This is a genomic window from Methanosarcina sp. WWM596, assembly GCF_000969965.1.
Taxonomy (GTDB): Archaea; Halobacteriota; Methanosarcinia; order Methanosarcinales; family Methanosarcinaceae; genus Methanosarcina.
On the sequence record NZ_CP009503.1, the window covers coordinates 2,775,071 to 2,788,344 of the forward strand.

Here is a 13,274-nt window from a genome sequence, read left to right on the forward strand (position 1 = left end):
ATACACCGGGGTTGTTGCAATAATCCCCCAATGAGTAGGGGTTGTAAAGGCAGTGAACAGTGAACTGCCGTTACCTCCGATGGATATCCAGAAAAGCATGTTAAAACTTCTATATTCTTATACCTCTAATAGATCAGATCTCAGGATAAGTCCGGCCCCTCCAGAGTAGTCATTTGTTTTTCTGCTGCCTTTTCCTATGAATCAATAAACCGGCCGCAACAAGGACAAGCAGGATACCAATTATAATCAGGCCTGAACCGCCTCCCTGATTTTCCTCAACTTGCTGAATCTGGAGATTGCTTACCAGATTTTCGTGTTTGTTTATTCCATTGCCGTAACTTGCAGAAAGGCTAAGATTTATCGGTTCAGAGTTTCTCTCTATGTTTTCCGACGATGGATCTTCCGCCGCATCAAACTCTATTGTGAAAAGTTCATCAGCATCCATGGGTCCGATGAAATATTCGGCAGGGTAAAATTTCAGCCCTTCAGCTTCAGGTCTGATGCTTACGGAGTTAAACTCGTTAGGGTGGGTATTTGCCACATCAAACTCAAGGGTAGCTTCACCATTTACCAGTCTGAGGGGCTTTGAAGGGATCACCCTAACGTTCGAAGAGTCAACTTCAAGCGGAATGTTCTTCCGGCTGTTGTAGTCAAAAGAGTTGCCTTCGATTTCAAGTTCAAGGTTGTGAGTTCCCTCACGTGTGTCCTCAGAAACCATAACGTTATATGTCAGTTTGATACTATCCCCCGGGCCAATAAGCCCCATATCTTCGTAAGGAGCATCAAGAACAATTACTCCATCAGACAGCGGTCTCAAAACTGCAGCCTGGATTCTCGCGTTGGTATCGTAGTCGCTTCCATCGATAGTAACAGTGGGTGTGGTAGCTGTATTTTTAAGAGTTGCTGTAACAGTTCCTCTATCTCCAGGCATAAAGACTTCGGGAGACAAAACGATTTCCTCGAGCTCAACGGTTCCTTTACTGTCAAAGGTTTCAGTACCTATCCTTATATCAAAAGTTTTCTCACTCCAGGGGCTGGTTTTATCGATCCTTGCGCGGATGTCAATTGACCGGATTCCCTTCTGAGCATTCTTGTCCACGAAAAGGTGAAACTCTTTGGATGCAAATTTGCCGGGAGCAAGGGCCCCTATATTCTGCACTTCGTTTGCCTGGGAATCAAGGGTAAAGGGATACTCAGGGACGATTTCTATGTCAATATCATCTGCCCTGTCTCTACCTATGTTTTCTACCTGAACTGTCAGATCCAGATACTGCCCTATTTTAGCAGGGTAAGGGTTTGTTTCAACGATTGTAACTTTTAGATTTGCACTGGCAGTCGCCGCAGATGCAGGTGCTGCAAAAATAGATAAGACTATAAGCAGAAATATAATAACAGAAATAAATGGGTTTTTCAGTCCTTTCATTCTAACTCATCCTGATTGACTATATTTACAAATCTAATTTTAAGGGCTTTCTGAATCACTCTGGTTATTTTGAGTATCTCGAGTTATTTTGAGTATGGATTATTCTAGTATACTGAATCTTTCGAATTATTCTAGTTTATTCCGAGTTTTTCAGAACCATTCCGTCTTTTACGAACACTATTCTGTCAGCATATTTCGCAATATCTGGATCATGTGTAATCATCACGATAGTTCTGCCCTCTTCATTAAGTCTGGTAAACATGCCGAGGATTTCACAACCTGTTTTGGAGTCCAGGTTTCCTGTGGGCTCATCTGCAAGGAGAATTGTCGGGTCATTGATTAGAGCTCTGGCAATAGCTACCCTTTGTGCTTGCCCTCCTGAAAGTTCACCTGGCTTATGGTGCATGCGGTCTTCAAGCCCGACCATTTTAAGAAGGTATTTTGCCCTTTTGCGCGTATCTACACCTTCTTTTGTGTTAGCATAGGTGGGCAGTTCTACGTTTTCAAGAGCTGTAAGCCTTGGAATTAGGTTGAAGGTCTGGAACATAAAGCCTATCTCAAGCCCCCTGAGCCTGGCAACCTCCTTATCAGATAGTGTATTGATATCAAGGCCTTTAATTATGATCTTCCCTTCCGTAGGTCTGTCAAGAAAGCCTATGAGGTTCATAAGTGTACTTTTTCCTGATCCTGAAGGACCCATTATAGCAAGAAATTCTCCTTCCCGTACTATCAGGTTGATGTCGTGAAGAATAGGAACTTCCATATCTCCCAGGGTATAACTCTTTTTTACATTGATGACCTCTATTACCGGAGCTCCTTTAAGCAGATCTTTTTCTCTGGTACCTCTTTCCGGGCGACTGGAACGGGGTAATTCACAATTTAAGTGCTCTTCATCTAATATTTCATTAGAGGCAAAAAAGCTTTTTTCCGGAGGCATCTTTTCTTCAGTTCCGCTACTTTTGCCTGCGTCAGGGTTCGAATCTCCGGGGGACGAAACTTCATGATTGAGTATTTTATTCTTCATGTCCACTCCGCCATTGTTCAAACTTAACTATATTATTTTTCTGAGTGCTGTACAATATCAATATTTCCTGGTTTTAAGCTTTAAGTGTTTGTTATCTATATCATTTTATAATATAATATCTGCAAATGAATTAGTCCCACAGGTTCAGGTTTTCAAGGTTTTCTACACTTTTTCAAGTATGTTGTGAATTTAAACATATCTATGTGGTCTTGTTTAAGGATTTCAATCTTTTCATGAGGATATCCACACAAAACAACAAAGAGCCCTTCACATTCTGATAGTGCTCGATTATACCTTTTGCATGTAAATAGAAGTTGCTTAAAAGTTGTTCTTAACCTCTCAATTTTTAATTGAGCTGGTTATATAAGAAAAACCGGAATACGAAAAAAGTTCAAGGATGCTGAAAAAAGAAAATATGAAAATATAAGGGCATTTCTTCATACTTAAAAAACCCTTACTCATACCTTAAAGCATCCACAGGATTCATGTTTGCAGCCTTTCTTGCAGGATACAACCCAGCACTTACACCTACAAGAACCGAAACCAGAATCCCGATTTCAATCAGTTTGAAAGGAAACACCGGTGGGAGTTTGAGGGCTTCTTCAAGGATGTAGGCTCCAAACCCGCCGATTGCAGTCCCTACCAGTCCCCCAAAGGCACTGACCATCACGGACTCCAGTAAAAAAAGAGATTGAATATTGGAACTGCTGTAACCTACGGACTTCATTATACCAATCTCTCTTGTGCGTTCAGTAACTGTTACGAGCATGATATTCATGATTCCTATCGAACCCACGAACAGTGAGACTAAAGCAAGGACAAGAAGGAAAGAACTTAAGGCCTTTCCTAATTTTCCGGTCTCTTCAAGGACATCTACCTGGTCGATGATGGCATAAGGCTTTGCATCTTCATTGTCGATATCCCTTTGAGCAATTCCGAAGTTCCGAGCAAGCCTTTTATCCACTTCGTCCGAAACATTACCGATATTTTCAGAGCTTTCGGCCATCGCAAAGAGGGATCCATAGTCTTCTTCTCCGGTCATTTCATTCATAACTGAAATAGGGATATAAACTACCATGTTTGTACTGCCGTCTCCGCTGAGAATAGTGTCTTTTGGATCTTCCAGAATCCCTTTCACTTTAAATTTTTTCTCGATAAGTTTACCGTCCTCCTGTCGGAATGAAATATCAACAGTGCTTCGATGCGAGATATTCCTTCCAAACTCCCCTTTTGCAAGGTCATACCCAAGAACAGCAGAGTAAATGTCTTTATCAGACAGGAAACTTCCCTCTTCCATCTCAATTCCCTGGATTTCCTGAAAATCCCCATTTACTCCCACAATACTTACACTTTTAGTATCTGAAAGATAGCTAATCTCTCCAGATACTGTTTTCCTGGGAGATACTCCTGAAATTCCTGGAGTATTTTCAATTAGTTCAAGCTCACTTCCATAAAATATGTTTGGCTGGTCGCTATATGCAATTATAAAATTTGAGCCCACAGAGGTGACCTCGTCGGTAAAAAATTGGTTAAAGCTGGCTCCAAGGGATGCATTTATGATTACTGCTGCAACACCTATCACAATTCCCAGTGTTGTGAGTGCCGACCGAAGCTTGGAGCTGCTTATACTCCCAGAAGCAATGCGAGCAGCCTGTACAAATTGTATCATATTTTCCCTCCCACAAATATGATATTTAGCAAATCTTTATCTGATTATTGTTTTTTCTTTTTATATATTAGAAAGGCTGCAGGGATAAAGACTGCAATAAGTCCGCCTGCAATTGCGATTTTAGAGCTTGTTTCAGGAGACTGGGAACGATCAGTTTCAAGATCCAGGTTACCTGCGACATTTTCGTGCCTGTTAATCCCATTGTTGTAGTTTGCAGTTACATTCATGTTTATGGATCCTGAAGCATCCTTTATGGCATCCGAGGAATAGTCTGTAACTGCACTAAATTCTATTGTGAAAAGCTCGTCGGGATCCATAGGTCCTATGAAGTATTCGGCAGGATAAAACTTTATACCTTCAGCTTCAGGTCTTATGCTGACAGAGTTAAGCTCATTAGGGTGGGTATTTGCTACGTCAAACTCTATAGTAGTTTGCCCATCCACCATCTTTAGTGGTTTTGAGGGAATTACCTTTATATTCGAAGAATCAACTTTAAGTGGAATGTTCTTCTTGCTGTTGTAGTCAAAGGAGTTTCCCTCGATTGCAAGTTCGAAATTGTGAATCCCTTCCTTCGCATCGTCCTCAACCTCTACATTGAAGGTCAATTTGATGCTGTCTCCCGGACCCACAAGCCCCATCTCATAATATGGAGCTTCCAAAACCGTTATTCCTTCAGACAATGGCCTCAAAACTGCAGCCTGTATTCTTGCATTGGTATCATAATCCTTTTCATTGATAGTAACTGTAGGTGTGGTTGCTGTGTTTTTTAGAGTTACTGTGACAGTGCCTTTATCTCCAGGCATAAAAACTTCAGGAGCAGAGACGATTTCTGCAAGCTCAACAGTACCTTTGCTGTCAAAGGTTTCAGTACCTATCCTTATATCAAAACTTTTCTCACTCCATGGATTTTCCGGTCCAGTCCTGGTGCGAATATCAATTGAACGAACCCCCTTCTGGGCGTTTTTATCAACATATAGATAGAATTCCTTTGTAGCGGTTCTGCCAGGATTGAGAGCTCCAATGTTCTGGATTGTGTTTGCCTTGGAATCCAGAGTGAATGGATACTCAGGGACTATTTCGATGTCAACATCATCGGCTTTGTCCCCTCCTACGTTTTCTACCTGTATGTTCAGGGTCAGGTATTCTCCTATCTTTGCAGGATATGGATTTGTTTCGACGATCGTTACTTTCAGGTTTGCACTCCCTACAGCTGCAGAAGCCACAGACGTAAAAACGGAGGCTATCAGAAGTACAGAAAAAAAAGCTGCAATAATATGCTTTTTAATCAATTCCATGTATTCCCCACCTTAGTTATATTGAATTACTCCATCTTTTACTAGGACAACCCTGTCAGCATATTTTGCAATCTCAGGGTCGTGTGTAACTATTACTATTGTCCTTCCTTCATTGTTCAAATCCATGAATATTTGGAGGATCTCAGAACCTGTTTTCGAGTCCAGGTTTCCAGTCGGTTCATCAGCAAGGAGAATTGAAGGATCATTGATGAGTGCCCTTGCAATTGAGACCCTCTGAGATTGACCTCCGGAAAGCTCTCCTGGCCTGTGGTGCATACGGTCCTGCAACCCCATAAGTTTCAGGAGTTCCTTTGCACGCTTTCGTGGATCGATGCTCCTCGAATTGGCAAAAGTAGGAAGCAAAACATTCTCAAAAGCGGTCAGGCGAGGAACAAGATTGAAAGTCTGAAAAACGAAACCTATCTCAAGTCCCCGGAGGTGAGCAAGTTCTTCATCTGACATTCTGTGCAGATCCATCCCCTTTATAAGGACCTGCCCTTCGGTCGGTCGGTCAAGGCAGCCTATCAGATTCATAAGAGTACTTTTTCCTGAACCCGATGGGCCCATAATAGCCAGTATTTCTCCCTTTTCTATTTTAAGGTTAATACCTGAGAGTACCGGAACCTCCATGTCTCCGAGCACATAACTTTTCCTGACATTGGAAATCTCGACAATAGGGAACCTATCCTCAAGTAAACTATTCTTATTAATTTTCACATCCCCCCCCAATTTTACTGAGATATGATCAGAAAAAATCACATTGAATAATCTTAATTGTTTTTACTTCTTATGTAAGAAAATGCATTTTAATCTATGCATTATAAATTTTTTTTAAAAGAAACGCTTTGAGGCTCGCCCGCTGTTGATTCTTAATTGCCAACGCAGGCTTTTAAAATTGAACTTTGAAATTAATCACTAGGTACACTGTTTTTGACTCTTAAATTGACTATTTAGTTTCAAACATGAGTTTTTCTTTAAATTATCATGAATAAAAATAAACATAATTTTGGACAGTAAATATTGGAAGTTGAGATTTATTTCTGGAAAATAAGGCTTTTGCAGAAAATTTGTGATCTTATCCTGAGACCTATCTTTGTTATTTTAAACTGCTTTTTCTCATACATAGGTTGTATAAATGAAATTGAATATGTATGAAAACTACATTCTCTGAACCAATCAGTTCCAAAAAGTTCTTCTTTAGCTGGGGCAGGCATCCAAATATTTAGGTCAAGGTTTAAAACGAAGCGAAACATTTAAACATTTATTAAAGTAAAAATATATACTCTGTTATCTAGGTACTTGTCTCCAAATATTTGAAAACTATTTTTCATAAGGATATATAATTCTGTTCAACTTATATAATTTTGTATATATAGCTAAGTATAGCCACTGCCAGTTAGAAGTTAAAACTGTATATGTCAAAAAGAACCGAAATTTCCAGTAATAATCTTTCTAAGTGGCTGAAAGATTCTCGAGCTTTGGGGGCTTGATAAAGAAGGCTGTGAAAAAAAGTTTCATAGAAGTGTACTCAAAAGAATGTACACAAGCACCGTTGTGGAAAGAATATGATATTTGGAGGGGATAAACATGATTCTTTGCTTAGATCTCGGTACGCTCTTTGCGTTTGCTTTTAACTTTGACCTCGGCCTGCTCTTCTGCTGGTAATCGCAATTGCTAGATTGAATTCTTAGTTCAATCTATCGTATGGATGATGAAATCTGGATAATTACAGAAACAAAAGAGGTAATGAAAATGTTCTTCAGTCTTGTATATTCAAATGTCAAATACTGCTACGAAGCAACTTTCTTTAAACTCTGTTACAGCTGGTGCTAACTGAGGTATAAGGAGGACTCTGCCGGGATATTGAGAGTATTTGGAAAATTGTTTTTTAGCAATTTCTCTGTATTCCGATTGCAGAAGGCCGTGTATAACGGGAGATGAACAATATATAGAAAATGAGTGGAGGGAACTGAAATGTTCTTCAATATTATATATTCAAATGTCAAATACTGCTACGAAGCAACTTGCTTTAAACTCTGTTACAGCTGGTGCTAACTGAGCTGTAAGGAGGGCCCTGCTGAGCTATTAGGAGGGCCCTACTATTGGGAGTATTATGAAAAGAATATGAAATTTGGAGGGAATAATCATGATTCTTTGCTTAGATCTCAGTACGTTCTTTACGTTCGCCTTTAACTTTGACCTCGGCCTGCTCTTCGGCTGGTAATCGCAATTGTTAGGTTGAATTCTTAGTTCAATCTATCGTATGGATGATGAAATCTGGATAATTATAGAAACAAAAGAGGTAATTAAAATGTTCTTCAGTCTCGTATATTCAAATGTCGTATATTGCTATGAGGCAACCTTCCTCGAACTAATTTACAGTTTCTGCTGAGGGTTACTTCGTAATAATCATTTAGGTCTCTGCCTGGATGTTTATCAAGGATGTAAGGAATTGTTTATTAACAATCTCCCTATAGTTCCGATTGCAGAAGACCGTGCATAACGGGGGATGAACAAAATATATAAAATGAATGGAGGGAACTGAAATGTTCTTCAATATTATATATTCAAATGTCAAATACTGCTACGAGGAAACTTGCTTTAAACTCTGTTACGGTTGGTACTAATTGAGCTGTAAGGAGGGCCCTGCTGAGCTATTAGGAGGGCCCTGCTGATCTATTGGGAGTATTATGGAAAGAATATTAATTTGGAGGGAATAAACATGATTCTTTGCTTAGATCTCGGTACGCTCTTTGCGTTCGCTTTTAACTTTGACCTCGGCCTGCTCTTCTGCTGGTAATCGCAATTGCTAGATTGAATTCTTAGTTCATTCGATCTCATGTATAATAAAATTTGGATTATTACAGAAACAAAAGAGGTAATTAAAATGTTCTTCAGTCTTGTATATTCAAATGTCGTATATTACTACGAGGCAACCTTCCTCGAACTAATTTACAGTTTCTGCTGAGGGTTACTTCGTAATAATCATTTAGGTCTCTGCCTGGATGTTTACCAAGGATGTAAGGAATTGTTTATTAACAATTTCCCTATAGTTCTGATTGCAGAAGACCGTGTATAACGGGGGATGAACAAAATATAGAAAATGAGTGGAGGGAACTGTAATGTTCTTTAATATTATATATTCAAATGTCAAATACTGCTACGAGGAAACCTGCCTCAAATTTGCTTACTGCTTCTAAATAGCAACGATGTTGATGAAAAAATCAAAAATAAATCGTATGAAGTTGCCTGTTTTTCAGGCAACTTTCTCTTTACAAAAAAAATCTATAAATATTTCTTTTTTACTGTTTATATATTTCCTAAACATTTTTCTATATCCAATTGTTTTTTTACTTTTCTAATGGCTTTATTATTTTAATTTACTCTGTGAAATATAAGCAAAATGACCTGCACAAAATTTGAAATTAAACCAGAAAGCATCAATTTAGAAAGCGATGCAATATTTTTTATACATTACAATTTTCTAATAAATGTTATACGTGAGGAATATAAGTAGTTTAATTAAATAATCGATTGGAATAGATGGTATATTCGTTTGCTACATTAAAGTTATCTGTATCTAAATATTCAAAGACTATGATTTGTAAGGAATAGTTGTTCTTTACATTATATATTAATTAAGAATATACCTGTATATTGATACTCTTGAAGGAACTAAAATTAGAGGTTCCTTCTTCAAAAAAAAAGAGGATCTAAAATATCGTCTTAGATTAAATGCAAAGTTTCTAGCTATCGAATATAATATCTATAAAGTCCTTAAGGTTTTTAGCTAGATCTCTCTGCAATTGTTTGATGTCTACTATAGTTTAAAAATAAATTTCTGGGAGTATAAAGCACAATAGGGGGTTGGCGAAAAGAACAGCGTATTAACTAAAAATTGGACTAAGTATCAGCTAAGAGCTTTTCTCAAAACTCACAGTTTGCTCTTTGAATCTTGTAGTTTGGAGAATCAGTCAAATTTCGGATAATGAAAAATAACCTTGAAAAACCTTAATAATTAGAATAAAACACAGGTTTGAGATCAGCTCTGAGGGAAGTGGTTTTAAACAAGAAATAACAGAATTCTAGGAGTGGAGGGAATTATAATGTTTTTCTATTTAAACTACCTAAAGATTACTTTCTGTCTACAGATAGAAAGGTTAAGCATAATGTATATCGATGGCTATGGAATCCTCAACAGGTAAGTACATGTTTAGATATTTACTGGTCAGCCTTTGAATAATGAGGCAGTATAGGCTCAAAGTGCCTGTTCAATGAGAGATGGTGGCATCCTTATTGTTCCATTGAAATGGCAGTCCAGAATGATCGTATGAAATTAATTGTTCGGAAGAAGAAGTGAATAAACATAGAACGTCAGCCGGAATAAATTTTTAATAGGACAATTTTTCCTCCTGGGTTTAGTTAACTCGACCTATAGATTTATTCCGGCTTTATTCAAAAACCTACGTTCTGAACTATTTTTTCACATATAATTTTTTTTGTATTTTTCATCCATCAATTTCAGGACTTTAATGGTTTCCTCATCCAGATTTAATATATTCTGATATTCTTTCCCTCAATTTCAATTGCTAATTCTGTTATTTCTGAACAGATGAATAATGATCAAGAATTTCTGAACAGATGAATAATGATCAAGATGAACTGTGGATTCAGAGTTGGGAGAGAGTCATCATGATAAAATGGTACTAACTTTCATACAAATTACTTAAATTATTTCCAAAATATAAATATTAAACAAATTTTACTGTGGAAAGTAGGGGAAAGAATCAGAAAGAATCATAAGCCAGAAAAGAAAATCTTCATAAATTCTACTATCAAAAATTTGACAGAATTCCGAAAACTTCACTGCTCCGGGAATTCGGATAAAATAAGAAAAAAGAATAAGTTTAGAAATGGAAATTTATTTTTTCACATTTCTTGAGCTTCCACTGCTTCTTGAGCTTCCACTGCTTCTTGAGCTTCCACTGCTTCTTGAGCTTCCACTGCTTCTTGAGCCTCCACCACTTCTTGAGCTTCCACCACTTCTTGAGTATCCACCACTTCTTAAGCTTCCGCTACTGTTCCTAGCGTTTGAACCGTTTGAACTTCCTCTCCGGGATTTCTGGGCAAGTTCCACGAAGGGTTTACTTCCCCTTCTCTTGTTTTTGAAGATTTCGAGCAGGGCTTCAGCCTGGGCAAAGGGAATGGATACGAAGGAAAAGTGTGGGAAAATTTCTGCATCCCTTACTTTCAGTTCACTGTCCCCGAGTTCCTCCTGAATGAAATATGCCAGTTTTTCCGGAGTCATGCCGTCGACCTTTCCCATGGCTATAAATAGCCTGGTTTTGCCTTTCCTGTCGACATAGGAACTGCCGCCTGAAATCTCCGTGTACATGCTCTCGTCGAATTTTTCCTTGAAAGCGTACTTTAAAAGGGCAGCCAAGATCTTTTCTGCGGGGTATTCCTCAAGGAGCTTTTCACTCATCTCAAGGCAGTCGCCGTATTCTTCGGTCTTTATGGTATCTTCTAGTTCGGCTTTTACTCTCGTCCTTTTGGCTTTTATTACATCTTTTATCTCGGGAATGCGGCCTTTCTTCATTTCGGACTTTGAAGTCTTCTTTATGTAAGTAAGCCGCCTAAACTCCGAGGATGTCACAAAGGTGATAGCAGTTCCCTGCTTGCCTGCCCTTCCTGTCCTCCCTATTCTGTGCACATAGGACTCAGGGTCCTGAGGCAGGGAATAGTTAATGACATGGGTCAGATTCATGATATCGATTCCTCTTGCTGCAACATCAGTTGCTGCGAGGATGTTTATCTTCTGTTTCCTGAACTTATTTAGGATTTTTTCCCGCTCCTGCTGGGAGAGGTCTCCATTAAGGGCATCGGCTAAATAACCCCTATCACTGAGTTTCTGGGCAAGCTGGCTGGTGTCGGTCTTTGTCCGGCAGAAAACAAGCCCGTAGAATTCGTCTTCGATGTCGATGATTCTGCTGAGGGCTTCAAACTTGTCGTTTTCATGAACCTCAAAGTAGATCTGTTCGGTCAGGTTTGCTGTAAGCTCCTCCTTCTCAATTGTAACATGCTCGTAGTTCTGCATGTACTTCTTGACGATTCCAAGGATTGCCTTTGGCATTGTGGCTGAGAAGAACAGCATCCTTTTATCAGGGCCTGTTGCCTTTAAGATCTCCTTTATATCGTCAATAAAGCCCATGTTCAGCATTTCATCGGCTTCGTCAAGTACGAAATAAGAGATATGTTCGAGTTTTAAACTCTTTCTTTCAATGTGGTCGATGACCCTTCCCGGTGTCCCCACAACAATGTCCACCCCGATTTTCAGCATGCGAAGCTGCTGGGTCATGGACTGTCCCCCATATATAGGAACAATATTCAGTTTTTTATCTCCCTTTATGGAGTTAAGTTCTTCTGAAACCTGGATTGCGAGTTCCCTTGTAGGAGTCAGGATTATTGCCTGAACGTGTCCTGATTTCTCTGGTATTTTATCTATAATGGGAGCTCCGAAAGCTGTTGTTTTTCCTGTCCCTGTCTGAGCCTGCCCTATAATGTCAGATTCTCCTTTCAAAAAAAGTGGGATGACTTTTTCCTGAATCGGGGTTGGTTCTTCAAACCCTTTCTTTTTGAGGGCTTTCAATGTACTGTCCGAGAGCCCAAGTGCCTTAAATTTTGCTAATTTTTCCATGTACTCACTCTATAATTTACAATTATTTTCTACAGGCCTTGCAGATTGCAGACCTGCTGCTTACATACAGTCTGCCGCATGCCCGGCAGTTTCCTTTACGGAAAAGTCCACTTCTCAACACCGGTACATGATACCGCTAAAAACAGGTAAACACACCGTATAAATGGTTGATCTCCCCGGGACTGCGAAAAGTTGCCTAAAACCAGGGAAATTCAGAATTAATATACATAAACTTATACAGCAAAAAATGGCTTTCTTGGATAAGTTCCGGACACTTTTGAATTCTTCCCCGTGATACAGGCAAATGAGTAACTAGACCTGAGGTCTTTTACCCAAGTGGATACTCACTACATCCCTTCCCTGTATATAATCCTTTGCTGTCTTTCGGGCAGGAACCTCCCAGAAGAAGCTGTGAAATACGGGTGGAAATCCATGATTGATAGTTTGTAAAGCCGGAATTGAAAACATATTGTGTTTTAAAGGTATTAATTCTCACAGGTCCGGGCTTACTCAGTACCAACCCTGAAGATGAAGTTCGCTTGTTAGCATTTCCTTTAAAAGGTTCAGCCTGTCTACGGAGTTGCGGATCTGTTCTGGTTTGTCCAGCAATTCTTCACATCCGGTTTCCTCCTGAATGGTTGTAACTCTCAGGAGCTCGGCAAAGTTTACACACTCGTCCAGAAAATTGTTAAATAGCCTGCGAGCCTGCACAAAATAGTCCGAAGTCCTGAAATCCGGCTGGAGGGTTTTTTCGTATTCTGCTCTCTGCTTCATCTCTGCAGCTAGGATCCGGGCTTCAACATAGTCCCTGGCATTCAGAAAGTTTCCCAGATTTTGTAGAACTGTACCCATGTGCTGGATAAAATATGCAACCTCAAAAGCCCACTGTTTGTCATAGTTCGTCCCGGAAATATAGTTAAAAGAAGAGGTGTTCATCTGCCAGGTTCATCTCCTGTTAAGCTTTTCCTTTCAACCTCTGACAATAATAACCTTTCTACTTTACTCGACCGGGCTCTTTCAGGAATACGGATATAATTTTATACTTGCGAATGGGGGTTTTTCTTAGAATAAGTTGCGGAGCAAAATGGAACTAAAATACATTGTCTGGTTTTACGCTTCTTCATATAAAGATATTTAAAAATGGAGGTCTCATATTTTGGACATAA

7 protein-coding genes are annotated in these 13,274 nt (G+C 39.2%); all 7 read right to left on the reverse strand.

The features are described 5' to 3' along the window. Positions 1-169 precede the first annotated feature (169 nt). A complete protein-coding gene (locus tag MSWHS_RS12215) occupies positions 170-1,423 on the reverse strand; it encodes a COG1361 S-layer family protein (protein ID WP_048129726.1) in 1,254 nt (417 codons plus the stop codon). Positions 1,424-1,559: 136 nt separating this feature from the next. Continuing rightward, a complete protein-coding gene (locus tag MSWHS_RS12220; RefSeq protein ID WP_369798539.1) occupies positions 1,560-2,453 on the reverse strand; it encodes an ABC transporter ATP-binding protein in 894 nt (297 codons plus the stop codon). 448 nt (positions 2,454-2,901) lie between these two features. After that, entirely contained in the window at positions 2,902-4,116 is a 1,215-nt protein-coding gene (locus MSWHS_RS12225) for an ABC transporter permease (protein ID WP_048129724.1), read from the reverse strand. Positions 4,117-4,160: 44 nt separating this feature from the next. Continuing rightward, positions 4,161-5,411 carry a COG1361 S-layer family protein gene (locus tag MSWHS_RS12230; protein WP_048129723.1) on the reverse strand — a complete coding sequence of 417 codons (1,251 nt, stop codon included), beginning with the start codon at positions 5,409-5,411 and terminating at the stop codon, positions 4,161-4,163. A gap of 12 nt (positions 5,412-5,423) precedes the next feature. Next, positions 5,424-6,128: an ABC transporter ATP-binding protein gene (locus MSWHS_RS12235; protein ID WP_048130665.1), complete on the reverse strand. Its 705-nt coding sequence runs from the start codon at positions 6,126-6,128 to the stop codon at positions 5,424-5,426. A 4,204-nt stretch (positions 6,129-10,332) separates the two neighbouring features. Further along, positions 10,333-12,108, reverse strand: a complete 1,776-nt coding sequence (locus MSWHS_RS12245) for a DEAD/DEAH box helicase (protein WP_048129721.1) — start codon at positions 12,106-12,108, stop codon at positions 10,333-10,335. Between the two features lie 510 nt (positions 12,109-12,618). After that, positions 12,619-13,044 carry a hypothetical protein gene (locus tag MSWHS_RS12250; protein ID WP_048129720.1) on the reverse strand — a complete coding sequence of 142 codons (426 nt, stop codon included), beginning with the start codon at positions 13,042-13,044 and terminating at the stop codon, positions 12,619-12,621. Positions 13,045-13,274 lie beyond the last annotated feature (230 nt).